We start from the raw sequence: 24,372 nt of genomic DNA, 5'->3' as shown, positions 1-24,372 counted from the left end.
CGTACTCAGCACGGTTTACGCAAAGGAGCACCATGCGCGTCAGCAAGATCACCGGCGTCGTCGCGGGAGTCGCGGCCGCCACCCTGTTGGCCGGATGTTCGGCCGGCGGAGGCAACACCGCAGAGGGCGAGCAGGACATCACGGTCTGGCTCTACCCCGTCATCGCCGACGAGGCGGTGCACAAGGACTTCTGGGACTCGACCATCGAGGCGTTCGAGAAGGAGAACGAGAACGTCAACGTGAAGTACGAGATCTTCCCGTGGGCGAACCGTGACGAGGCCCTGCAGACGGCGATCGCCGCCGGCAAGGGACCGGACGTCGTCTACCTCATCCCCGACCAGCTCGCGGCGTACCAGAAGTCGATCGCCCCGCTGAACGACCTGCTCAGCGAGGAGCGCCAGGGCGACCTGCTCCCCAACGTCAAGGAGTCGGTCACGCTCGGCGGCGACATCCTCGGCGCCCCGATCCTCACCAGCGCGCAGCCGCTGATCTGCAACGCGGCCGCGTTCGAGGCCGCCGGGGTGACCGAGTACCCGGAGACATGGGACGACATCGCCGAGATGGCTCCGGCGTTCATCGACAAGGGCATGTACGCCCTCAACTACCCGGCGTCGGCCGAGAACACCCTCAACCTCACCTACTACCCGCTGCTCTGGCAGGCCGGCGGCGAGGTCTACACCGAGGACGGCGAGGTCGGCTTCGACAGCAAGGCCGGCGAAGAGGCGCTCACCTTCCTGGCCGACCTGGCCGAGGAGGGCGCGCTCGACCCGGAGGCCCTCACCACCAACGTCCCGCTGGAGCAGACCGCCATCGCGCAGGGCAAGGTCGCCTGCACCTGGAACAACGCCGTGACCGAGGTCGCGCCGTTCTGGGGCGAGGAGAACGTCAAGGTCCTCGCACCGCTGACCGACAAGGAGTCCGTGGCCTACGGCACCGTCGGCTCGCTGTCCGTGCTCAAGGGCTCGAAGGCCCCCGAGGCCGCAGCCGCGTTCGCCGAGTTCGCGACCGGCGCCGACGTCGTCGAGCCGTACCTCAAGGCCGCCGGCTACTTCTCCGCGCTCAGCACCACCGAGCCGCTGTACGCCGACGACCCGCTCCTCGGCGAGGTCGAGAAGTACGTCCCCGACACCACGGTGGGCGAGCTCGACGCCAGCTCCCGTGCGCTCATGGGCGTGCTCTCGCCGGAGATCCAGGCCGCCCTGCTGGGCCAGAAGTCCCCGGCCGACGCCCTGAAGGACGCCGCGGCCGCCGCAGCCCCGCTGCTGCAGAAGTGACACCCCGGGGGCGTGCGGGTACCCGCCGTACGCCCCCTCTCTCCGCCCCCCACGTGAGGAATCGACAATGACGACGGCCACCACGGCGCCGAAGCCCGCAGGACGGGTCGCCCGGGTGCTCGCCCGACGGGAAGCGCGCGTCGCGTTCCTGTTCGTGCTCCCCGCCTTCCTGCTGTTCATCGCCTTCCGCTTCGGCCCGAGCATCGCGGGTGTGGCGCTGAGCTTCTTCGACTACGACATCTCCGGCGAGATCGCCTGGCGCGGCCTCGACCACTTCCAGCGCCTCGTCGCCGACCCGCTGTTCTGGCGGGCGCTGGGGACCACCCTCATCTACACGGTCTTCGCGGTGCCGATCGCGCTCGTGCTGTCGACGATCATGGCCCTCGGCGTGCGCCGCGCCTTCCGCGGCGCCCGGTTCTTCCGCTCGATCTTCTTCCTCCCGGTCATCACCTCGCTCGTGCTGGCCGGCTCGATCTTCGTCTGGATCTTCTCCGCCAACGGTCCCTGGTCCGCCCTGATGACGCCGCTCGGCCTCGGCGGCTCCTGGCTCGGCAGCACCGTGCTGGTGATCCCCGCGATCGTCGTCGTGGGCGTCTGGTCCCGGTTCGGCTACGGGATGATGATCCTCATCGCCGCCCTGCAGGACGTGCCGCGCGAGCTGGAGGAGGCGGCGCTGGTCGACGGCGCGAACGCCTGGCAGCGTTTCCGCTGGATCATCCTCCCGCACCTGCGCCCGACGTTCTTCTTCCTCGCGGTGATCGAGACGACGGCCGCCTTCCAGGTCTTCGACGTCATCTACGTGATGACCCAGGGCGGGCCGGCGAACGCGAGCTACTCGCTCGTCTACATGCTCTACGACCAGGGCTTCCGCTACTTCGACTACGGCTACGCGGCCGCGGTGGGCGTGGCCCTGTTCATCATGACCCTCGTGGTCGCCCTCATCCAGCGCCTCGTGATCGGAAAGCAGAAATGACCGCCCTCCTGCAGCCGCCGACGCAGACGACGCCGCCCGCGACGCGTCCCGCCGCGCGGAAACGCCGCTCGTTCCGCGCGCTCGAGCCGACCGGCTGGGGCATCGCCGTCCGCTGGATCTGGCTGAGCCTCGCCGGGATCCTCAGCTTCTTCCCCTTCTACGCCATGGTCGTGCTGAGCCTGAAGCCGGGCATGCTCGTCGAGCTCCCCGGCTCGCTGCTCCCGTGGAACGACATCTCCTTCGAGGCGTACGAGCAGGTGCTCGGCGGGCAGAACATCCTCGTCTGGCTGTTCAACACGCTCGTCTACTCGCTCGTCTCGGTCGTGGCGGTGCTGTTCCTCTCCGCGCTCGCCGGCTACGCCTTCGCCAAGAAGCGCTTCCGCGGCAAGGAGGTCATGTTCTGGTCGTTCCTGGCGATGGTCATGGTGCCGTTCCACGTGACGCTGATCCCGACGTTCATCCTCATGGCGAATCTCGGCGGCATCGACACGTACTGGGGGCTCATCCTGCCGACGCTCGCGAACGCGCAGGCGGTCTTCCTCATGCGCCAGTTCATCCAGGGCCTTCCGGACGAGCTCTTCGAGGCCGCCCGCATCGACGGCGCCGGCGAGTTCCGCATCTTCCTGCGGATCGTGCTGCCGCTGTGCAAGCCGATCCTCGCGACGCTCGGGATCTTCGTCTTCCTCTGGCACTGGAACGACTTCCTCTGGCCGCTCATCATCGCCAAGTCCAACTCGATGTTCACCCTCACCGTGGGCATCTCGTCGCTGCAGCAGCAGGATGTGCCGCTCAGCACCATGCTCGCCGGCTCCGTCGTGGCGCTGCTGCCGATCTTCCTCGCGTACCTCATCGCTCAGCGGTACGTGCAGGAGGGCGTCACCGGCACCGGGATCAAGGGCTGAGAAGAAGGGAACCGCACCACAATGACGCAGTACGCATTCGCCTCCGAGGCCGAACTCGAGGAGGCGCTGGCCACCCCGAGCGACGGGCTCGTGGCCGACCTCGCCCAGGCGTCCGGAGACCTCGTGATCCTCGGCGCCGGCGGCAAGATGGGACCGACCCTGGCGATGCTCGCCCGGCGCGGCCTGGACGCCGCCGGCCGCACGGACGACGCCGTGTACGCGGTCTCCCGCTTCGGCGACGCCGCCATCCGCGAGCGCCTGGAAGCCTCGGGGGTCCGCGTCGTGCCGTTCGACCTCATCGAGAACGACGACCTCGCCGGTCTCCCCGACGCGCCGAACGTGGTGTTCATGGTGGGCGCGAAGTTCGGCGCCGCGACCAACGCCTCCTGGGCGTGGGAGGTCAACGCGGCCCTTCCCGACCGCATCGCCCGCCGCTACCGCGACAGCGCGATCTCGGTGCTCTCCACCGGGAACGTGTACCCGTTCGTCCCGGCCGCCTCGGGCGGCGCCGCGGAGGAGACCACGCCCGCGCCGATCGGCGAGTACGCGCAGTCCTGCCTCGGTCGGGAGCGCGTGTTCGAGTTCGGGGCGCAGGAACGCGGCACCAAGGTCGCGATCATCCGTCTGAACTACGCCGTCGACCTCCGCTACGGGGTGCTCGCCGACATCGGCAGCGCCGTGCACGCGGGGGAGCCGGTCTCGGTCGCCACCGCCAACGTCAACGTGATCTGGCAGGGCTACGCGAACGAGGTCGTGCTGCGCAGCCTCGTGCATGCCTCCACCGACCCGTTCGTGATCAACCTCACCGGTCCGGAGCTGCTGAGCGTCTCCTCCATCGCCCATCGCTTCGGCGAACTGTTCGAGCGGGAGGTCGAGATCGTCGACGAGCCGCAGCCGACCGCGCTGCTCAGCGACGCCCGCCGCTGCATGGCCCTGTTCGGCTATCCGTCCGTCTCCGCCGAGGAGCTCATCCGCATGCAGGCCGGCTGGATCCGCGACGGGCTGCCGATGATCGCCAAGCCCACGAAGTGGGCCGTGCGGGACGGGAAGTTCTGATGACCGACGCCGCTGCGCACACGGCGACCGTGCCGTCGCTGCGCCCTGAGGCCGCCGCGACCCTCGCCCGCGGTGCTGTGATCCCGGCCCATCCGCTCGCCCTCACCGCCGCGCGCACGCTCGACGAGCGGCGGCAGCGGGCGCTCTCCCGCTACTACCTCGACGCCGGAGCCGGCGGCCTCGCCGTCGGCGTGCACACGACGCAGTTCGAGATCCGCGACCCGGAGCACGCGCTCTTCGAGCCGGTGCTCGCGCTGGCCGCGGAGGAGATGGACGCCCGCGACGACGCGACCCTCGTGCGCATCGCCGGCGTGGCGGGCGACACGGCCCAGGCGGTCGCCGAGGCGGAGCTCGCCCGCTCCCTCGGCTACGACGCCGTGCTGGTGAGTCCCCGCGTCGCGGGTGCGGACGAGCGTGCCCTGCTCGACCGCGCCCGCGCCGTCGGCGAGGTGCTGCCGCTGGTCGGCTTCTACCTGCAGACCGCGATCGGCGGACCCGTGCTCGACCGCGAGTTCTGGCGGGAGTTCGCCGCGATCCCGTCCGTCGTCGCCGTGAAGGCGGCGCCCTTCGACCGCTACCGCACCCTCGAGCTCGTGCGGGGCGTGGCCGCCTCGGGGCGCGCCGACGAGATCGCGCTGTACACCGGCAACGACGACGCGATCGTCGCCGACCTGCTCTCCGAGTTCCACGTGGACTCCCCGTCCGGGCGGCGCACCCTCCGGTTCGTCGGCGGGCTGCTCGGCCAGTGGGCGGTCGGCACGCACGCGGCGGTCGCGCTGCTGGAGCGTGTGCACCGCGCCCTGGCGGGAGACGCGGAGGCCTACCGCGAGGTGGGACGCCGTGCCTCGGACATGGTGGACGTGAACCAGGCCGTGTTCGACCCGGGCAACGACTTCCACGGGGTCATCGCCGGGGTGCACGAGATGCTCCGCCAGCAGGGCCTCCTGGAAGGCATCTGGTGCCTCGACCCGGCCGAGGGCCTCTCCCCGGGGCAGGCGGAGGAGATCGCCCGCGTCCGGCAGGCGTATCCGGAGCTCAACGACGACGCGTTCATCGCCGAGAACCTCGAGGCCTGGCTGCGATGACCGCCGGGACGAGCGCTCCGACCGTGGTCGCGGTCGTCTCCGCGGAGCTGTTCGCCGAGTTCTTCTCGCCCGAGGACGCGGCCCGGCTGGAGACCGTCGCGGCGCGGCTCGGCGGGACGTTCGCGCGGGTGGACCGGCTCGCGGATGCGGTGCTCGACGAGGCGCGCGTCGTGGTGACGAGCTGGGGCGTGGGTCCTTTCGACCACGCGGTGCTCGCCACGCTTCCGAAGCTCGAGCTCATCGCGCACACCGGGGCCACGATCAAGCCGTTCGCGACCGACGCGCTCTTCGACCGCGGCGTGCGGGTGACGCAGGCCGGGGCGGGGATGGCCCGGTCGGTGGCGGAGGTGTCGCTGACGTTCACGCTCGCCCTGCTGCACCGGGTGCCGGAGATGCACGACGCGCTGCGCGCCGGTGACGGCTGGTGGGACGCGGAGGCCGTCGGGGTGCAGCACGAGATCCTCGGCGCGCCCATCGCGGTCATCGGTGCCTCCCGGACCGGGCGGGCGTACCTCGACCTGCTCCGTGCCCTGGGCGCCGAGCCGCTGCTCGTCGATCCCACGCTCGGCGCGGCCGAGGCGTCGTCCCTCGGGGCGGAGCTCGTGACGCTCGACGAGGCGCTGCGCCGTGCGCAGATCGTCGCGGTGCACGCCCCGACCCTGCCGGAGACGCATCACCTGATCGGTGCACGCGAACTCGCGCTGATGCCGGACGGTGCGGGCCTGGTCAACACGGCGCGTTCCTGGCTGGTGGACGAGGCCGCCCTGCTCGCCGAACTGCGTCGTGGCCGGTTGAGTGCCGCGATCGACGTGTTCGACGAGGAGCCGCTGTCTGCGGAGAGTCCCTTCCGCTCGGCACCGCGCGTGCTGCTCACCCCGCACCGCGCGGCCGGCACCAGGGAGGGCCGGCTGCGACAGGGGCGGATCGTCGCCGACGAGCTCGACGCCTTCGCCGCGGGGCGGCCGCTCGAACACGCCGTCGACCGCGCCCAGCTCTCCTCGATGGCATGAGCGCCGTGGTCGTGCGGTCGGCGCGTGCGGAGGACCAGCCCGCCCTCGCGGCACTGTGGGCCACCGCCTTCACGCCGCCCCTCGCGCCGGACCAGTGGCTCGTGGACGACGAGCGGCTGAGCCACACGCTCGTCGCGGAAGACGACGAGGGCGTGTGCGGGTCGATCTACGGACTGCCGAAGCGCCTGCGGGAGTCGGACGGCGGGGTGGCGCAGGTGCACGCGATCGGCAGCGTCGCGGTCGCCGAGCGGGCTCGTGGCCGGGGACTGGCCCGCCGGCTCGTGGCCGCCACCCTGGACGCGGCGGGTGACGCCGACTGGGCCCTGCTGTTCACCGGAACCCCCGAGGTGTACCGGTCGAGCGGCTTCACGACCTTCTCGATGCCCCGCACGATGGCCGGGCCGTGGGCGGCGTCGGCGACGGCCGTGGAGCCCGCCTCGGTCGCGCGTGAGTCCGTGGGACTCGGTGTCCTCGGCCGGCTGCGCGAGGTCTACGAGCGCTCCCGCACCGGTGTGGTCGTGCTCGCCCCGGTGCGCGGCGACCGCGACTGGACGATGGCGGAGGTGCGGCTGCGGGGCGCGACGCTGTACCGGCTCGACGAGGCGGATACGACCGTCGGCTACGCGGTGGCGGAGGTGCGCGACGGCGTCGGGCTGCTGCACGAGAGCGCGACCGATCCCACCGTGGCCGATCCGGACGCGGTGCGTCGCGCCGTGCTGGACGCCGTGGCCGCGGACTGGGCCGCGGCGGGCGTCCGCACCTGCGAGCTGGCCGTCCCCGCGCTCGCCGCAGAGGAGCGCGCCGTCCGCGCGTTCGCTCCGGCGGCCGTGCGGCAGGACGACCGCACCGGGATGATCCGCCCGTTGCGCCGCGAGGCCCGGGTGGACGGCATCCGCCACTTCACGGCGGGCGACTACTTCTGAGCATCCGCTCGGAGAGCGCTGGGGATCGGGGACTGATCGGTGACCGCGATCCGGCCGAGGGCCGGACGCCTGACCGCGGCGAGGACGCCGCAAGGAGGATGAGCATGACCCAGCTGGACACCACCACCGAGACCGCGGCGCTGCGCAGTCGTCGGATGCTGCTCGCCGGTTTCGGCGCCGCCGCCCTGGGCGGGGTCGCCGCGATCGGCGCCCCCGCTGCCGCCCAGGCCGCGGGACCCGCCGTGCCGCAGGAGTCGTCGGGCTCGAAGAACGTCGCGCACGGAGGCGTCGCCACCGCCCTCGCGACGCGCAAGGGCAAGGACGGCGACCTCGTGCGCACGAGCGGCTACGCGGCCCCCGGCGACGGGGGCGACGGGCTCTACCGGTTCGTGAAGAAGGACGCCCCTGCGGCCAACGGCGGCACGGTGCTCGCGGGTCCCAAGGGCGGCGCCTGGGTGCTCGTGCACGACGGGACGGTCGACTTCCGGAAGTTCGGCATCATGGACGCCTCCGCCCCCGCGGACGACGCGCTCGACGCGATGGTGGGCGACGCCCGGGTCCGGCGCGTGGAGGCGCACACCGACCTCAACTTCGTGCGTCGTCACAAGTTCTCCCGGTCGAACATCGCCTTCGACTTCGGGCACCACCTGATGACGACCGAGGGCATCGAGAACGCCGGGAAGGACGACCCCTTCGCGGCCGTCATGTTCTTCCGCGGCGAGGTGACCGACGCGGTGCAGGAGGCGAAGCTCGGTGAGGACGTGCCCGACCTCGCCGACATCTTCCCCGTCGCCGACTCGTCGTTCTTCGCGGTCGGGGAGTGGTACGCCGCCGAGGTCAACGCGCTGTCTGGTCGCTGGGAGCGCGAGCTGCAGCGGCTGGTCCAGGTGACCCAGATCGTCGACGGCCGGCACATCCGCGTGAACTACAAGAACGGCTGGCCGCTCGGCAAGGACCGCACGATGACGTGGCGGCACGTGAAGCCGGTGCAGGACGTGACGGTGTCGAACCTGAAGTTCCTCGGCAAGGGGACGGACGAGTACACGGGGTCACACCCGCTGGCCTTCGAGTACGCGGTGCGCTGCGACGTGGACCACATCGACGGCACGGCGACCTTCTGGCCGCTGATCCAGCGCCGGTGGAACACGTACTTCACCACGGAGAGCTGCACGCTGAAGAACCCGACCTCCGTCACCTGGGGCGGGGCGGGCTACCTGACGCAGCAGATCTACTGCCTGTACGGGTATGTCGCCAACTGCCACACCGCCAACGCCCGGCACCTCAACGACTTCACCGCGAGCGCCTACTGCCTCGTGGAGAACTGCCACGGCGACGGCGACGACCAGGGTCCCTTCGTCACGCACGGCCAGTACGAGCACGACCTCACCTACACGGGCAACTCCGGTCTCATGACCTTCGCGAACTCCGGCGCCGCCTGGGGGTCGGCGGCCAAGCGCATCACCGTCCGCAAGCACGTGTGCTCGTGGTTCGTCGCGCGGGTGCGCATCACCGACCTGACGCTGGAGGACGTGCAGGTGATCGGCAAACCCGCGCTCTCGGGCTCCGGCATGCTGTGGATCAACGCGGACGGTGCGCAGCTGCGCGGCTGCACCGCGTCCGACACGCTCGTCATCACCCAGGCCTCCGACAACTCGGCACGGCCGACCGTCATCGCCGACTCGCACTTCACGTTCGTGGCCCCCGGCGAGCTCACCAACGCCACGGTGACGACGCCCGTGACCTTCGTCGACACGGTGCTGGACCGCGTCGGCGGCATGAAGATCAACGGTCCTGGAGCGGTCACCTTCCGCGGCTCGACCCTCAGCGCGGCGGACGATGCCGCCCCCATCTCCTCGGCGACGGCGAAGCTGCGGGTCGAAGGCTCCACGCTCCGCAACGCCCGCATCGCGGCCGCGGGGAAGGACCGTCAGGTCGTCGAGATCGCGGGATCCGAGGTGTCGGCGAAGGGCGGGACGACGGTGTCGCGGTCAGGTGCGGGCGAGCTGCACCTGACGCTCGCCGACAGCACGTTCCGGGCGGAGGGGGCGGCCACGCACGTCGCCGTGACGAGCGGCGCGACCCACTACCGTGCGGTCGGCAACCGGTTCGAGGGCGGCGCCCTGGAGCTCCGCGACGACGCCTTCGGCACCGGCTCGACGCTGCTGCACACCGGCAACGTGGAGGCCGGCGTCACCCGCACGGCGTTCCCCGGCGAGGGCGACCGCGTCGTCGACACCGCCAACCTCGTCGTCGGCTGACCCGCCGGGCACGACTTCGGAGCTGCGGCGCGACCCGCAGCCTCCCCGGCCCCACCTACGGCGTGTCGCCGGGGGTCTCCGAAGTCGTGCCCGAGCGGTGCCGGGGGCTGTCCGGGTTCAGGAGCGAGTGCCGACGGCTGTAGGCGAAGTACACGACGAGTCCGATCACGAGCCACACCCCGAACCGGAGCCACGTCTCCGGGTGGAGCTGCGAGATGAGGAAGAGCGAGAAGCCCACGCCGACGATCGGGACCACGGGCATGAACGGCAGCCGGAACGTCCGCGGCGCATCCGGCTTGGTGTAACGGAACACGATCACCGCGATGCAGACGACGACGAAGGCGGCGAGGATGCCGATGTTCGTGAGGTCGGCGACGGCGCGGATGGGGAACACCCCCGCGAAGAACGCCGCGCCCAGCCCCGCGATCCAGGTGACCCGCTGCGGGACGCCGCGGCGGTCGACCCGCGCGAACCAGCCGGGGAGCAGTCCGTCGCGGCTCATGCTGAACCACACGCGAGTGGCGCCGAGCAGGAACGTGAGCATCACGGTGAGGATCGACACGACGGCGAACACCGAGATGACGGAGGCGACGACCGGGAGCCCCACACCCGTGAACGCCGAGGCGAAGCCCGCCTTCGGATCGATGTCCTGGTAGTTCTGCATGCCCGTGAGCACGAGCGTCGCGGCGACGTAGAGCACCATCGCGATGACGAGGGACAGGATGATCGCCTTCGGCATGTGCCGACGCCCGTCCTTCGCCTCCTCGGCGGCCGTGCTCATCGCGTCGTAGCCGAACACCGCGAAGAACACCGTCGCGGCGCCGGTGAAGACGGGGCCGAAGCCGTTCGGCAGGAACGGGTCGTAGTTGGCGGGGTCGATGAAGAAGACGCCGAGGACGACGATGAACACCACGAGGAGGATCTTGATGGCGACGGCGACGAGCTCGAAGCGGCCGAAGGTGCGGGTGCCTCGGCTCAGCAGGAACGTCACGAACAGGCAGATGAGGATGGCCGGGATGTTGACCACGCCGCCCGGCTGGTCGGCGGTCTCCGTGATCGCGGTCGGCAGCTCCAGCCCGAATCCGGAGAGGAACGCGTCGAGATAGCCGGAGATGCCGATCGCGACGACGGCCACGATGGCGACGTACTCCAGGAGGAGGTCCCAGCCGATGAACCAGCCGACGAGCTCGCCGAGCGCGACGTAGCCGTAGCTGTAGGCGGAACCGGCCCGCGGGATCATGCCGGCGAACTCCGCGTACGACAGCGCGGCCGCTGCCGACGCGAGCCCGGCGATGAGGAAGGAGAGGACGACGGCGGGACCCACGGCGGGAGTCGTCGCATCGCCGTGGGCGACGAGCCCGGCGAGCGAGAAGATCCCGACGCCGACGATGCCGCCCACGCCGATCGCGGTGAGCTGCCAGAGCCCGAGCGTCCGGAACAGACCGCTCCCGCCCGACTCCTCCGTCATGTCGCTGACGGGCTTGCGGCGCCACACGGACGTCGTGGAACGGGGTCGATCTGTCCGGGGCATCGTCGCCTTCTCTCGTCAGGAACGGGAGAACGTTACCTTCGCCGACGCGCCGTCACAAGACCGTGGATCCGACGGCGGACGCGGTGCAGCAGCGGCATCTCCAGGTAGATCACGAGGGGGACGGCGATGGTGACGAGCACCAGCGTGCGCACGACGATCGGGAGTCCGGAGAGCGGGGCGGCGAGGACCAGGTTCAAGACCGTGAGGGTCGGGAAGACGGCGATCCAGATCATCAGCGCGAGCTGGTGCTGCGTGGGCGGAGGAACGGGGGTCGGCGTGGGGGCGGGTGCTGCGGACATTGCTGTGTCCCTTCTCTCTCGGGGTTCAGGCATTGCGGTGGGCGGCGAGCTGGGCGGCGAGGTCGTCGTCGGTGAGGTCGGCGTTGAGGGCGATCGCGGCGGCGGAGCCCTGTCCGGCCGCGGTGATGAGCTGCGCACGCGGATCGGCGACGTTCCCGGCGACGGAGACCCCTGGCACGCTCGTGCGCCCGCCGGCATCGTGCCGGACCCACCCGTTCTCATCGGTCTCGCAGCCGAGGGCGCGAAGGAGGGCGTCGCGGGGGCGCATCTCGGGGCGGACGAACACCGCGGCGCGCTCGACGCGGGTGCCGTCGCTCAGCTCCACGCTCTGGAGGCGGTCGGCGCGGACGATGAGGCCGGAGACCACCCCCGGATGCACGCGGACGCCGCGCGCATCGAGACGTTCCTGCTCGTCGGCCGTGAGCGAGCGGGTGTGGGGGAAGTAGACGACGTCGGCGGACCACTGGGCGATGAGGAGCGCGTGCGCGACGGACGCGGCGCTGCCGCCGATCACCCCGAGGGGGCGATCCCGCACCTCGTAGCCGTGGCAGTACGGACAGTGCAGCACATCACGCCCCCAGCGCTCGCGTAGCTGGGGGATGTCGGGGATCTCGTCGCGCAGGCCTGTGGTGACCAGTACTCGCCGGGCCTCCAGCCGGCGCCCGTCGTCGAGGGTGGCCGTGAAGCCCGGGGACAGAGCGGCGACGCGTCCGTCGATGATCGTGCCTCCGTAGCCCGCGACCTCGTCGCGGCCGCTCGCGAGCAGCGCGGCGGGCGCGGCGCCGTCGCGGGAGAGGAAGCCGTGGAGGTGCGCGGCAGGGGCGTTGCGGGGCTCTCCGGCATCGACGACCGCGACCGAGCGTCGAGCACGGAGCAGGACCAGGGCGGCGCTGAGGCCGGCGGCACCGCCGCCGACGATGAGCACATCGAATCTCTTCATGCCACGAGAGTCGCGCCGGAGGTGCCGGAGCGGCAAACTTCTTTGCCGCTTCCGGGAACTGCGGCCAGACTGAGGACGTGCAGGGGGACGAGATCGACGCGACGCTCGACGGCGTGGGCCCGCGGTTGCGGTGGCTGCGGAAGCAGCGGGGGATGACGCTGACCGACCTGGCCGACGCGACGGGGATCTCCACGAGCACGCTCTCACGGTTGGAGACGGGGCAACGCCGACCGAGCCTCGAGCTTCTCCTCCCGCTCGCCCGCGCCCACCGGGTGCCGTTGGACGACCTCGTCGGGGCGCCCGACGTCGGCGATCCGCGCGTGCGATTGAAGCCGCGCGGCGTGCACGGCCGGATCGTCGTGCCGCTGACCCCGCACGCCGGCCCGGTCCAGGCCTGGAAGATCCTCATCCCGGGGAGCCAGGTGACTCCGCGTCCCCGGGCGCACGAGGGGCGCGAATGGCTCTACGTGCTCAGCGGCACCATGCGGTTGATCCTCGGCACGCGCGACCTGCGCATGGGAGCCGGAGAGGTCGCCGAGTTCGACACGCACGTGCCGCATTGGTTCGGGAGCGCGGACGGGGAACCCGCCGAGGTGCTCAGCCTGTTCGGCCGACAGGGCGAACGCGTCCACGCGGGCGATGCGCGCGCACAGCCGGAGGGATGACGGCGGGCGCGCCGAGCCTCCGCGGGGATCAGCGGAGGAGCTCGGCGATCCAGTCGGTGGAGATGACCGCCTCCCGGCGCTGGAAGTCGCGGAGCGTCGTCATCCCGTCCGGCGCGGGAAGACGGCACTTCTCGAACCAGGCGCCGCCCGCGGCGGACAGGAGGGCGATGTGGTCCTCCGTGGTGGACCCGGCGAAGGCGGGGTGATCGAGCAGGGGCCCGACCTCGGCCGCGGCGTCCTCGACGCGGAGGTCGAGCAGATACAGGAGGGCGTCCTCCCACCCCGCACCTCGGGCCGCCCACGGCCAGTCGAGCAGGCGCGCCCGCCCGGAGGCGTCGATGAGGATGTTGTCGGCCCTGAGGTCGCCGTGCAGGAGCCGATCCCCCGCGACGGCGGTGCCCACTCGCTCCGCCGCCGTGCGGAGGAGGTCGACGTTCTGCGCGCACCACGGGGTGGTCGTCTCCAGGAGCCCTCCTTCCTCGAGCCGTCGCCAGGATCCGGAGTCCTCGTACAGCTCGTCGGCGAGGCGGGGAAGCGTGCGCGGCGCCGGGGCGGTGGCGAGGGCGGCGATCGCGTCCAGGACGTGCGCGGTGTCGGGCGCGGTGGCCGAGCGAACCGGATGACGACCCTCGACGTCTTCGATGAGAAGCACCGCCCACCCGTCCGCGGTGAAGGCGTCGACGAGGTGCGCGGCGGGGAGGGAGCGGGGGATCGCGCCGAGCACCTCGGCCTCCCGCACGTAGAGCGCGAACGTGCCTTCCGCGGACTCCTGCACCGCCTTGACGAACAGCCGTCGTCCGTCGGCGAAGGTCAGCCGTGAGGCCAGTCCCGCGGAGAAGCCGCCGTCCTGCGACTGCGCGCGTGTCACCGGGGAACCGGCGAACTCCTCGATCCGGGCTCGGAGAGCGGGAGGGAGTCGGGTCCAGTCGAGGCGCGCCATCGCCCCAGCGTAGACGGACGGCGCTCAGTCCCCGGCCACGCCGACGAGCTCGGCGCTGCGCCGCCAGAGGGCCTCGGCGAGAGCGGGGTCGTGCACCTGGGGGTTCACGCGGGTGCTGAGGACGCGCTCGTCGTAGTAGCCGCCGGAGATCCAGGTCTCGCCCGGCGTGCCCTCCAGGAACCAGCGCAGCGTCTCGCCACCGCGGTCGCTGCCGATGAGGACGAGGCGGCGCAGCGGGGTGCGGTAGACGAGGCGCATGATGCTCGACGACTCGGCGGCGAAGTTCGTCGCCACGGTGCCGGGGTGGAAGGCCACCGCGCTGAGCCCCTGCGCAGGGAACTTCCCGTGCAGGCTCTTCGCCATCAGGACGTTGGCGAGCTTGGCGTCGCCGTAGGCCTTGTTCGGGGAGTACCGGCGGGTGTTGTCGAGATCGTCGACGTCGAGATGCCCGAAGAGGCGATGGGCGACGCTGGAGGTGTTCACGACCGCGCCGCCGGCGGTGAGCAGCTGCGGGAGCAGGAGGTTCGTCAGCAGGAACGGGGCGAGGTGGTTCACCTGCATCGTCTTCTCGTGCCCGTCGACCGTGGGGGTGCGGTCGCCGAAGATGCCGCCGGCGTTGTTGGCCAGCACGTCGATGCCCTCTGCGCCCACGGCGTCCGCGAGCTGCGCGGCGAGGGCGCGCACGTCGTCGAGACGCGCGAAGTCGGCGGTGAACCACTCCGCGCCGGTCTCCTCCGCCACGGCCCGCATCTTGTCGGGCGAGCGGCCCACGAGGAACAGGCGGTGCGGGGAGCCGGCGAGCTGGCGGGCGGCGGCGGCGCCGATCCCGTCCGAGGCTCCGGTCAGCACGATGGTGCGTGCGGCCACGGCGGCGCTCACTCGGCCGACGGCGTGATGCGGCGGACGGCCCTGGTCACGTGCTCGGCGATCACCGCGCGCGCCTGCTCCGGATCGCCGGTCGCGATGGCGTCGACGATCTGCTGGTGGCTGCGCACGTGCTCCTCCTGCTCGGCGGGGTCGAGGGCGGAGTTGGCCGCCTGGATGAACCCGGCGATCCGGCCGCGGAGCTGGGCGCTGAGCTCGTCGAGGAACCGGTGCTCGGCGAGGTCGGCGAGGGTCTCGTGGAAGAGGCGGTCCTGGCGCAGGACCTCGGCCACATCGCCCGGAGCCGCCGCCGCCATGGCCTGGATGATGGCTTCCAGCCGCGCCGCCGACTCGTCGTTCCACCGCTCCTGCACCCGGATCGCCATGAACTGCTCCAGCACGATCCGCAGGCTCGAGATCTCCTCCAGGTCCTGCGCGCTGAGCTGGGCGACGCGGGCGCCGCGGCGGGGCTCGCGGGTGATGAGGCGCTCCTCGGCGAGCCGGGTCAGGGCCTCGCGCACGGGGATGTGGCTGACGCCGAGACGGTCGGCGAGCTTGCGCTCCACGAGGCGCTCGCCCGGGGCGAGCTCTCCGGAGTGGATCGCCGCCCGCAGCTCGTCCGTGACCTGCTCGGCGATGTTCTGATCCGACACGCTGCGCATCCGGGGCCCTTCTCGATCTCGCGCGGCCCGGTGCTCGTCGAGCGGGGGCTCCTTCGCTCGGTCGATGCTATGGCATGAGGCCGGGACTGGACAGGAACCGCGCGGTGCTAGATGCTATAGCAAAACCCGAAACCGATGACGAAGGAGTTGTCATGTCCGGCAGAGAGACCCTCGCGCAGGCGCGCGCCGCGGAGGACGCGGTGGGAGCCGCCGCCATGAAGAAGGCGATCTGGAGGCTCGGTCCGTTCCTCGGACTGCTCTACCTCGTCGCCTACATCGACCGGAACAACGCGGGCTTCGCGAAGCTGGAGATGACCGCCGCCCTCCAGATCACCGAGGCCGCCTTCGGCTTCGCGGCGGGCATCTTCTTCATCGGCTACCTGCTGTTCGAAGTGCCGAGCAACCTGCTGCTGGAGAAGTTCGGCGCCCGCAAGTGGATCGCGCGCATCATGATCTCGTGGGGCATCGTCGCCGCGCTGACCGCCTTCGTGCAGGACGCGACGCAGTTCGCGATCGCGCGCTTCATCCTCGGCATCGCGGAGGCCGGATTCTTCCCCGGGGTGCTGCTCTACCTCACGCTGTGGTTCCCGCGGCAGTACCGCACGCAGGTGCTCGCCGTCTTCGTGCTCTCGAACCCGATCGCCAACGCGGTCGCCGCGCCGCTGTCCGGCTGGATGCTGGAGCTGCACGGGCTGTGGGGGCTCGAGGGCTGGCAGCTCGTCTTCCTGCTGCAGGGCGTCCCGGCCGTGCTCCTCGCGTTCGTCGTGTTCTTCTGGCTCCCTGACCGCCCCCAGGACGCGCGCTGGCTGAACCCCGCCGAGCAGCGCTGGATTACCGACACGCTCGCCGCCGAGACCCAGGCGACCGAGCAGCGGCACGGACGTCTTCGTCTGGGCGAGGTCTTCCGCAACGGGCGCCTCTGGACGCTCATCGTGCTCTTCTTCGGTGTCGTGTTCGGTGCGTACGGGCTGGGGATGTGGCTGCCGACCATCGTGAAGAGCATGGGCGACTTCTCGAACTCCACCACGGGGTGGCTCGTGGCGCTGCCGAACCTGTGCGCGGCCCTCGTGATGCTGCCGTGGGAGCGCGCCGCCCGGAAGCAGGGCAACATCCCGCTGCAGATCGGCATCACGCTCAGCATCACCGCCCTGTCGCTCATCGCGGCGGTCGCGGCGCAGGGCACACCGGTGCTCGCGCTCGCGGCGCTGTGCGTCGGGATGTCGGCGCTCTTCTCGACCACCCCGCTGTTCTGGAGCCTGCCGCCGATGGTGCTCACCGGCACGGCAGCCGCGGCCGGGCTCGCCTTCATCAACTCGGTCGGCAACCTCGCCGGCTTCGCGGGACCCTACGCGATCGGCTGGATCAGCGAGACCACGGGGTCGGCGGTGTGGGGCCTGCTCCTCATCTCGGGGCTCACGCTGCTCGGAGCGACGATCGCCTTCGTGCTCAGCCGCCGCACGGACTTCACGACGGCGCCCGACCTCGCCGTCGAGGCCTCCACCGTCCGGCGATGACCGGTCCGGGTCGGCGGTCGTGACGAGAACGTGACCCCGCCGGCCCGGTTCGCTCTAGACGCCCCTCCGCTTTTGCTACATGCTATAGCGCAACACCCTTACCCGAAGCACCACCCGACCTTGGAGGCACCCATGTCGCGTCGTCGTGTTCGGCTCGGCGGAGCAGCAGTGCTGCTGACCGCCGCGCTCATCACCGCTGGTTGCAGCACCTCATCCACCCCCGACGGCCAGGCGCAGGACGGCGGCACCCTCACCGTCGCCGCCGCGCAGGGCATCCCGCAGCTCAATCCCGCCATCCGCACGTTCGCCTGGGAGGAGGTGCTGTTCCCGCTGCTGTGGAACGGCCTCACCAAGACCGACGAGTCCGGCGAGATCGTCGGCGACCTCGCCGAGAGCTGGGAAGCGTCCGCCGACCAGAAGACCTGGACGTTCACCCTCCGCGACGGCGTGACGTTCTCGAACGGCGAGGACTTCACCGCCGACGACGCGGTGGCCGCGTTCGACTACTACCTCGACCCGGAGACGGCGACGCAGGAGAAGAACAAGATCTCGATGGTCACCGACGTCACCGCCCCGGACGAGAAGACCGTCGTGGTGACGCTGTCCGAGCCCATCGCGACGTTCCCCGCGGGCATCGTCTGGGTGAAGATGATCGACGTCGACGCGCTCGACACCATCGACAAGGAACCCATCGGCACCGGTCCGTACGTCGTGGACGCCTTCACGCCGGACGACAGCCTCACCCTCGTCCCCAACCCGGAGTACTTCGGCGAGGCCCCGGCGCTCGACGAGATCACGATCGTGAAGGCCGCCGAGTCCACCGCCGCGGTCACCGGCCTGCGTTCCGGCGACATCGACGTGCTGTGGTCCGTGCCGCAGGGCGACGTGGCGGGTCTGGAGGGCGGCGACATCGCCCTGGTGAAGCCCGAGAACCCGAGCCAGTGGCCGTCGTGGGAGATCGACACGACGTCGCCGCCGTTCGACGACGTGCGCGCCCGGCAGGCCCTCGCCTACGCGATCGACCGCGAGGCCATCCTGGACGCCGCCTACTACGGCCAGGGCACGGTCTCACCGACGAACAACGCCCTCGGCGAGGTGAACCCCTGGTTCGGCGGCGAGCTGACCGACTACTCCTACGACCTGGACAAGGCGAAGGAGCTGTTCGCCGAGGCCGGGGTGACCGAGGGCAGCACGCTCACCTGGTGGGGCGTGGCCGGACAGTACCCCGAGTGGAACACGAGCGGCGAGATCCTGCAGGCGAGCCTGAAGGAGATCGGCATCACGCTGAAGATCGACAACAACGACATCGGCACCTGGGTCGACGCGTTCTATCCGGCGGGCAAGAGCTACCCGGGGTACATCGTGCCGAACTTCCAGTCCACCCCGCCCGAGCCGGCCTACTCGCTGAACTTCTACCTGGAGGGGCGGTGCGAGTGCAACTGGGTCGACCCCGACTTCCAGACCGCGTTCGCGGATGCTGTGGCCGAGCCGGACGAGACCGCGCGGGCCGACAAGTGGGGCACCGTGCAGACCATCATCAACGAGCAGGTGCCGCTCATCGTGCCCCTGCAGTCGACGGTCGTCACCGCCACCAGCACGGCGGTCGACGGCGTGTGGGTCGAGGGCGGCGGACAGCTGCACCTCGAGGGCGCGCAGCTGAAGGGCTGACGTGGTCCTCTCCGTCCTCCGGCGGGTGGCGATCAGCATCGCGATGCTGATCGCCACCTCGCTCCTCGTCTTCGTCGTGCTCCGGCTACTGCCGGGCGACCCCGTCATCACCCGCCTCGGCTCGACGCCGGGCGTGGATGCCGAGACCATCGCCCGGCTCCGGGAGGAGGCCGGCCTCGACGCCCCCGTCATCGAGCAGTACCTGCGCTGGATCGGCGGCGTCTTCACGGGCGACTTCGGTCAGTCCTACTTCAACCAGTACTCGGTGACGGAGCTCATCGCCCAGCGCCTTCCCGCGACGCTGGAGCTCACGCTCATCGGCGTGCTCCTGGCCGTGCTCATCGCGACCCCGGCCGCCGTGTTCGCCTCGCTGCGTCCGCTCGGCGTGGTCGACCGGGTGCTCACCGCGATCTCGACCGCGGGCATGGCCTTGCCGCAGTTCCTCATCGGCATCGTGCTCATCGTCGTGTTCGCCGTGCAGCTCAAGGTGCTGCCGGCCCGCGGCTACACGCCGTTCGCGGAGGACCCCGCCGAGAACCTCGTGCGCATGATCCTCCCCGGCCTCACCCTCGCCTTCGCGGCGGCGCCGCTGCTCATGCGGTTCCTCCGGGCCTCGATGGTCGAGGTGCTGGACGCCCCCTACATCCGCACCGCGAAGGGCAAGGGGCAGTCGGCGAGCGGCGTCGTGCTCGGTCACGCGCTCCGCAACGCCCTGATCCCCGGGCTCACGATGCTCGGCCTGATCGTCGGCTACACCCTGGGCGGCGTGGTGATCGTGGAGTACGTGTTCGGCGTCCCCGGACTCGGCTCGCTCGCGATCGACGCGGTCTTCAAGCGGGACTACGCGGTGCTGCAGTCGGTCGTGCTGCTGATCTCCGCGATGTTCATCCTCACCACGCTCATCGTCGACCTCCTCTACGGGGTGCTCGATCCGCGTCTTCGTACAAGGAGCAGCCGTGGCTGACACCCTCACCCTCGCGCTGCGCTCCGCGCGTCCCCGTCGGCGGTTCGCCGTCGCCTCCTGGATCCCGCTGGGGCTGCTGGCGATCATCGTCCTCGCCTGCGTGCTCGCCCCGCTCCTGGCCCCGTACGACCCCGCGGCGCAGTCGTCCGACCGGTTCGCCGGTCCCTCGGCGGCGCACCTCTTCGGGACCGACGAGCTGGGCCGCGACCTCTTCAGCCGCGTGCTCTACGGCGGCCAGCTCACCGTGTTCATCGCCGGGGGCGCGACCCTCGTGGCCATGGTCCTCGGCATCGCCTGGGGTATGGCGGCGGCGTTCGCGCGCGGCTGGGTCGACGAGATCCTCATGCGCCTCGCCGACACGGTCATGGCGATCCCGCAGATCCTCTTCGCGCTCGTCTTCATCTCCGCCTTCGGCGCCGACCCCGTCAAGCTCGCCGTCATCATCGGGGTGCTCCTCACACCGACCACCGCGCGGCTCGTCCGGTCGTCCGTGCTCAGCGAACTGCAGGAGGACTACTTCACGGCCGCGGTGGCCTTCGGCTCGACCCCGCGCCGGCTGCTCTTCGCCGAGGTGCTGCCGAACGCCAAGGGGCCGATCGTCGTGCAGGCGGCCATCAACGCCGCCAACGCGATCCTCCTGGAGGCGTCGATGAGCTTCGTCGGGCTCGGCATCGCGCCGCCCGAGGCCACCTGGGGCACGCTCGTGCAGCAGGGCTACCAGAAGATGTACCAGTCCATCGGGTACGTGCTGTTCCCCGCCCTGTTCATCTTCGTCACCATCTGGCTGCTCAACGTGCTCGCCGACCAGTTCGGCGGCGATCGGAAGGGGAGGGGCCGATGACCGCCCTCACGCCCGTCCTGCAGGTGCAGGACCTCACCGTCTCCTATGGGGACGTCATGCCCGTCCAGGGCATCACGTTCGCGGTGCGGCCCGGGGAGCGCATCGGCCTCGTCGGCGAATCCGGCTCCGGCAAGTCGCTCACGGCGCTGTCGATCATGCGGCTGAACGACGGGGCGACCCTCGGCGGCAGCATCCGGCTGCGCGACCGCGAACTGCTCTCACTGAGCCCGCGGGAGATGACCCGCGTGCGCGGCGGCGAGATCGCGATGGTCTATCAGGACCCGATGTCGTCGCTGAACCCGGTCCGCACGATCGGTAACCAGCTCGTCGAGGCGATCCGGCTGCACGACCGGGTCTCGGCGGCGGCCGCCCGCGCGCGGGCCGTCGAGCTGCTGACGGAGGTCGGGGTGCCGCTGCCCGAGGAGCGTCTGGGCCAGTACCCGCACGAGTTCTCCGGAGGGATGCGGCAGCGCGTCATGATCGCGATGGCCATGTCCTCCCGGCCCGCCGTGCTCATCGCGGACGAGCCGACCACGGCCCTCGACGTGACGACGCAGTCCCGGATCATCGACCTCCTCGACCGGCTCGCGGAGGACCACGGCACCGCGGTCGTGCTCATCACGCACGACCTCGGCGTCGCCGCCGGCTTCTGCGAGCGCATCCACGTGATGCGGCACGGGCGCGTGGTCGAGGAGGGCCCGGTCGACCGCATCTACGCGGCCCCGGAGCACCCGTACACGCAGGCGCTGCTCGGCGCGGTCGTCGACCTCACGGTGGACGTGCAGCAGCCCATCCGCACCGCCGCGGAGGTGCTCGAACGCGGGACGGAGCCGCTCGCCGAAGCCGGGTCGATCAGCGCGGTGGATCGGGCGCGGGAGTCCGGCGACGTGCTGGTGGACGTGCAGGGCGTCTCGAAGGTGTTCACGCTCGGCTCCGGGCGCCGGGTGACCGCGGTCGACGACGTGTCGTTCCAGATCCGGCGCGGCGAGACGGTCGGGCTCGTCGGCGAGTCGGGCTCCGGCAAGTCGACCGTGTCGAAGGCCGTGCTCGCGCTCGGAGGCATCGACGGAGGGTCGGTCGTCTTCGACGGGCAGCGCCCGCACGACCTCCGCGGCGAGGAGCTGCGGCGCCTGCGCAAGCGCATGCAGATGGTGTTCCAGGACCCGTTCTCGGCGCTGAACCGGCGGCAGACCGTCGCGCAGATCATCGAGGCGCCGCTGCGCGCCCACGGCATCGGCACCCGGGCCTCCCGCGCCGAGAAGGTGCGCGAGACCATGCACCGCGTGCGCCTGGACGAGGAGTTCGCGCACCGGCTGCCGCGGTCGATGTCCGGCGGGCAGTGCCAGCGCGTGTCCATCGCCCGGTCGCTCGTGCTGGAGCCGGAGTTCCTCGTGCTCGACGAATCGGTGTCGGCGCTCGACGTGTCGATCCAGGCACAGGTGCTCAATCTGCTCCGGGAGCTGCAGGCCGAACTCGGCCTCACCTACCTCTTCATCAGCCACGACCTGGCGGTGATCCGGTACATGTCCTCGACGGTCGCCGTGATGCAGCAGGGGCGCATCGTGGAGATCGGCGCGCGCGACGCGCTCTTCGCGAACCCGCAGCACGAGTACACGCGCGGGCTCATGGCGGCGATCCCGATCGCCGACCCGGTCCTCGAGCGCCGACGGCGTGCGGAGGCCGCGGCGCTCTGGCAGGCCCAGGGCGGGCAGACGGGCGCGGTCCCCGCCGCGCTCGCCGGAGGAGGAGGACGACGATGACCACCATGGATCAGGAGACGGGGTCCGCGGCAGACGCCGCCGGCGGCGCGGCGGTGCGGTCGACCGGCCGCCGGGCGCTCATGGCCGGGCTCGGCGCGGTCGCGCTCGGCACGGCGGGCGCGCTCGCGAGCACGGCACCGGCGCAGGCTACCCCGGTCGCCGCCGGCGCCAAGGACGTCACGCGAGCGGAGTCCGTCGCCGACCTCGGCCGCTTGCGGGCCCGCGACGGCGAGGTGGCGGTCGTCGCCGGGTACCGGAAGCCCGGCGATGCCGGGCTGCTCGTGTACGTGGGCAGCGAGAACGCGAAGACCGCGCCCAACGGTGGCACCGTGATCGCGGGGAAGCACGACACCCGCTGGGTCCTGCAGCATGACGGGACGGTCGACTTCCGGGTCTTCGGCATCACGGGACCGGAGAAGCCGGCCGACGATGCGCTCGCCGCGATGGTGAACGATCCCCGCATCCGCCGGATCGAGGCGGGGACGGATCTGCTGTTCCGGCGCCGGCATCGCTTCACCCGGTCGTACGTCGAGATCGACTTCGGCGGACACCTCATCACGACCGACGGCATCGAGAAGAACACCCACGACAACCCGTTCGGTGCCGTGATGTTCTTCACCGGGGTGCCGAAGGACGTCACGGTCGAGCACGCGCTGGCCGAGGCCTGGCCCGAGCTGACCGACGCCGTCGCCGTGCCGGATGCCTCCCGGTTCCCCGTCGACTCCTGGTGGGCCGTGCAGTGCGACCCGGTCGCCGGAGGAGGGGCGGATGAGCGTGAGCTGCAGCGGTTCGTGCAGGTGACGCAGCAGATCGACGCGACCCACATCCGCATCGACTACCTCAACGGCTGGCCGCTCGACAAGGGGCGGAAGCTCCTCTGGCGGCAGATGGAACCGGTCGCGGGCGTGCGCATCGCGAACATGCGGTTCCTCGGCGCCGGGCCCTTCGACGGTCCCACCGACGGCTCCTTCCCCGACTCCCGCGAGCTCACCGGCTCCCACCCGATCGCCTTCGAGTACGCGATCCACTGCGACGTCGCCGACGTGCACGCGAGTCGCACCTGGTGGCCCGTGATCATGCGGCGCTGGAACACGCACTTCACGACGGAGCGCTGCTCGGTGGAGAACCCGCCGACCGTGTTCTACGGCGGCGCGGGCTACCTCACGCAGCAGATCTACAGCCTCTACGGACGGGTGAGCGACTGCACGTCGTCGAACGCCCGGCACCTGAACGACCTCACCGCCAGCGCGTACTGCCTCGTCGAGAACTGCCACGGCGACGGCGACGACCAGGGCGGCAATCCCTTCACCACGCACGGGCAGTACGAGCACGACCTCAACTTCATCGGCAACTCCGGGCTCATGGACATCGCCAACTCCGGCGCGCAGTGGGGCACCGCCGCCAAGCGCATCACCGTGCGCGACCACGTCTGCTCCTGGTTCGTCGCCGGCACCAAGATCAGCGATCTGACCCTGGAGAACGTGCGCGTGATCGGCCGCTCCACCTTCGATCCGCAGGCGACCATGACCATCAACGCCGACGGTGCCCAGGTGCGCGGGTGCACCGCCGGACTTCTGGCGATCGGACAGCGGTCACAGCGCTCGTCGCGGCCGACCGTGATCGCGGACTCCACCTTCGCGCTGCCGAAGGACCAGGTGCTCGTGCAGACCCCGGTCACGGCCCCCGTGCGCTTCGTGGACTGCACCATCACCGGGATCGACGGGGTGAAGGCCCGCGGGTCGGGTCCGGTCGAGTTCGTGGACTGCCGCCTCAGCGGCCCGGCGGCGGGTGCGCCCTTCGAGCTCGGCGCCGCCACGGTCACCATCCGCGGCGGATCCGTGCGCGACGTGCGCCTGAGCGCGACCGCCGTGCGCGACCAGCTCATCGCCCTGGACGGGGTCGAGCTCTCCACGGAGCGCACGGACGGCGCGCTGCTGAGCAGGGCGGCCGGTGCCGGCGTCATCACCTGGCGGGTGAGCGGGGTGACCTCGACGGTGCCCAAGGGTGCGGCCCACCTCGACATCGGCACGGGCGTCAATCACGCCCGCGTCACCGGCACCCAGTTCGTCGGCGGAGGCCTGCGGCTGGCAGACGGATTCGCCGAGCCGTCGACGCTGCTCTACAGCGACACCGTCGAACGCGGCGTCGAGACGGCGCTGCCGGAAGCCGGACCGCGCGTCGTCATCGCGGACGTGCTGACGAACGCGTGACGGACGGCATCATGGACATCAGGGAGGACCACG

21 protein-coding genes are annotated in these 24,372 nt (G+C 71.1%); 15 read left to right on the top strand and 6 right to left on the bottom strand.

The window, feature by feature from the left end:
- The first annotated feature begins 32 nt into the window (after positions 1-32).
- The 8 genes from ACIQID_RS09760 (at position 33) to ACIQID_RS09725 (ending at position 9,481) form a co-directional block, all read left to right on the top strand.
- Positions 33-1,274 carry an extracellular solute-binding protein gene (locus ACIQID_RS09760; protein ID WP_312674203.1) on the top strand — a complete coding sequence of 414 codons (1,242 nt, stop codon included), beginning with the start codon at positions 33-35 and terminating at the stop codon, positions 1,272-1,274.
- A 67-nt stretch (positions 1,275-1,341) separates the two neighbouring features.
- Positions 1,342-2,247 carry a carbohydrate ABC transporter permease gene (locus ACIQID_RS09755; RefSeq protein ID WP_101847765.1) on the top strand — a complete coding sequence of 302 codons (906 nt, stop codon included), beginning with the start codon at positions 1,342-1,344 and terminating at the stop codon, positions 2,245-2,247.
- On the top strand, positions 2,244-3,149 hold the full coding sequence (locus tag ACIQID_RS09750) for a carbohydrate ABC transporter permease (protein ID WP_312674201.1): 906 nt from the start codon (positions 2,244-2,246) through the stop codon (positions 3,147-3,149). The genes ACIQID_RS09755 and ACIQID_RS09750 overlap by 4 nt, the downstream gene beginning before the upstream one ends.
- A 21-nt stretch (positions 3,150-3,170) precedes the next feature.
- On the top strand, positions 3,171-4,205 hold the full coding sequence (locus ACIQID_RS09745) for an NAD-dependent epimerase/dehydratase family protein (protein WP_400284317.1): 1,035 nt from the start codon (positions 3,171-3,173) through the stop codon (positions 4,203-4,205).
- Complete coding sequence (locus ACIQID_RS09740; RefSeq protein ID WP_312674198.1) at positions 4,205-5,290, top strand: dihydrodipicolinate synthase family protein; 1,086 nt, start codon at positions 4,205-4,207, stop codon at positions 5,288-5,290. The genes ACIQID_RS09745 and ACIQID_RS09740 overlap by 1 nt, the downstream gene beginning before the upstream one ends.
- Complete coding sequence (locus tag ACIQID_RS09735) at positions 5,287-6,300, top strand: hydroxyacid dehydrogenase (protein WP_400284314.1); 1,014 nt, start codon at positions 5,287-5,289, stop codon at positions 6,298-6,300. The genes ACIQID_RS09740 and ACIQID_RS09735 overlap by 4 nt, the downstream gene beginning before the upstream one ends.
- Positions 6,297-7,223, top strand: a complete 927-nt coding sequence (locus ACIQID_RS09730; protein ID WP_400284311.1) for a GNAT family N-acetyltransferase — start codon at positions 6,297-6,299, stop codon at positions 7,221-7,223. The genes ACIQID_RS09735 and ACIQID_RS09730 overlap by 4 nt, the downstream gene beginning before the upstream one ends.
- Positions 7,224-7,327: 104 nt before the next feature.
- Positions 7,328-9,481 carry a peptidase C14 gene (locus tag ACIQID_RS09725; RefSeq protein WP_400284308.1) on the top strand — a complete coding sequence of 718 codons (2,154 nt, stop codon included), beginning with the start codon at positions 7,328-7,330 and terminating at the stop codon, positions 9,479-9,481.
- Between the two features lie 55 nt (positions 9,482-9,536).
- On the opposite strand, the gene ACIQID_RS09720 is transcribed toward ACIQID_RS09725, so the two are convergent.
- Genes ACIQID_RS09720 through ACIQID_RS09710 form a run of 3 tightly spaced genes read right to left on the bottom strand, consistent with a single transcriptional unit; the run spans position 9,537 to position 12,251 of the window.
- Positions 9,537-11,012 (bottom strand): APC family permease, encoded by a 1,476-nt coding sequence (locus tag ACIQID_RS09720; protein ID WP_400284305.1) that lies wholly within the window; start codon positions 11,010-11,012, stop codon positions 9,537-9,539.
- A gap of 32 nt (positions 11,013-11,044) precedes the next feature.
- Positions 11,045-11,311: a hypothetical protein gene (locus ACIQID_RS09715; RefSeq protein ID WP_400284302.1), complete on the bottom strand. Its 267-nt coding sequence runs from the start codon at positions 11,309-11,311 to the stop codon at positions 11,045-11,047.
- A gap of 25 nt (positions 11,312-11,336) precedes the next feature.
- The gene (locus tag ACIQID_RS09710) at positions 11,337-12,251 is read right to left on the bottom strand and encodes an NAD(P)/FAD-dependent oxidoreductase (protein ID WP_400284300.1); all 915 of its coding nucleotides are present in this window, start codon (positions 12,249-12,251) and stop codon (positions 11,337-11,339) included.
- Positions 12,252-12,328: 77 nt separating this feature from the next.
- Between ACIQID_RS09710 and ACIQID_RS09705 the strand changes: the two genes are divergently transcribed.
- Positions 12,329-12,916 carry a helix-turn-helix domain-containing protein gene (locus tag ACIQID_RS09705; RefSeq protein ID WP_400284297.1) on the top strand — a complete coding sequence of 196 codons (588 nt, stop codon included), beginning with the start codon at positions 12,329-12,331 and terminating at the stop codon, positions 12,914-12,916.
- 28 nt (positions 12,917-12,944) lie between these two features.
- On the opposite strand, the gene ACIQID_RS09700 is transcribed toward ACIQID_RS09705, so the two are convergent.
- Genes ACIQID_RS09700 through ACIQID_RS09690 form a run of 3 tightly spaced genes read right to left on the bottom strand, consistent with a single transcriptional unit; the run spans position 12,945 to position 15,382 of the window.
- Complete coding sequence (locus tag ACIQID_RS09700) at positions 12,945-13,856, bottom strand: phosphotransferase (RefSeq protein ID WP_400284294.1); 912 nt, start codon at positions 13,854-13,856, stop codon at positions 12,945-12,947.
- A gap of 24 nt (positions 13,857-13,880) precedes the next feature.
- A complete protein-coding gene (locus ACIQID_RS09695; protein ID WP_400284291.1) occupies positions 13,881-14,723 on the bottom strand; it encodes an SDR family NAD(P)-dependent oxidoreductase in 843 nt (280 codons plus the stop codon).
- Positions 14,724-14,731: 8 nt separating this feature from the next.
- A complete protein-coding gene (locus tag ACIQID_RS09690) occupies positions 14,732-15,382 on the bottom strand; it encodes a GntR family transcriptional regulator (RefSeq protein ID WP_060922906.1) in 651 nt (216 codons plus the stop codon).
- A gap of 152 nt (positions 15,383-15,534) precedes the next feature.
- Here ACIQID_RS09690 and ACIQID_RS09685 point away from each other — a divergent pair, with 152 nt between their 5' ends.
- From ACIQID_RS09685 to ACIQID_RS09660, 6 genes are all read left to right on the top strand, one after another.
- The gene (locus tag ACIQID_RS09685; RefSeq protein WP_312674184.1) at positions 15,535-16,896 is read left to right on the top strand and encodes an MFS transporter; all 1,362 of its coding nucleotides are present in this window, start codon (positions 15,535-15,537) and stop codon (positions 16,894-16,896) included.
- 132 nt (positions 16,897-17,028) lie between these two features.
- Positions 17,029-18,564, top strand: coding sequence for an ABC transporter substrate-binding protein (locus ACIQID_RS09680; protein ID WP_312674183.1), 1,536 nt, complete (start codon positions 17,029-17,031; stop codon positions 18,562-18,564).
- Between the two features lies 1 nt (position 18,565).
- The gene (locus ACIQID_RS09675; protein WP_331201639.1) at positions 18,566-19,528 is read left to right on the top strand and encodes an ABC transporter permease; all 963 of its coding nucleotides are present in this window, start codon (positions 18,566-18,568) and stop codon (positions 19,526-19,528) included.
- Positions 19,521-20,369: an ABC transporter permease gene (locus ACIQID_RS09670; protein WP_400284286.1), complete on the top strand. Its 849-nt coding sequence runs from the start codon at positions 19,521-19,523 to the stop codon at positions 20,367-20,369. Before ACIQID_RS09675 ends, ACIQID_RS09670 begins: the two co-directional genes overlap by 8 nt.
- Positions 20,366-22,129, top strand: coding sequence for a dipeptide ABC transporter ATP-binding protein (locus ACIQID_RS09665; protein WP_400284283.1), 1,764 nt, complete (start codon positions 20,366-20,368; stop codon positions 22,127-22,129). Before ACIQID_RS09670 ends, ACIQID_RS09665 begins: the two co-directional genes overlap by 4 nt.
- The gene (locus ACIQID_RS09660; protein WP_400284280.1) at positions 22,126-24,339 is read left to right on the top strand and encodes a DUF4148 domain-containing protein; all 2,214 of its coding nucleotides are present in this window, start codon (positions 22,126-22,128) and stop codon (positions 24,337-24,339) included. The genes ACIQID_RS09665 and ACIQID_RS09660 overlap by 4 nt, the downstream gene beginning before the upstream one ends.
- Positions 24,340-24,372: the final 33 nt, after the last annotated feature.

The organism is Microbacterium sp. NPDC091676, assembly GCF_044756645.1.
Taxonomy (GTDB): domain Bacteria; phylum Actinomycetota; class Actinomycetes; order Actinomycetales; family Microbacteriaceae; genus Microbacterium; species Microbacterium paraoxydans_D.
Note: the sequence above shows the minus strand (reverse complement) of the source record. Positions and strands in the feature narration are given on the sequence as shown.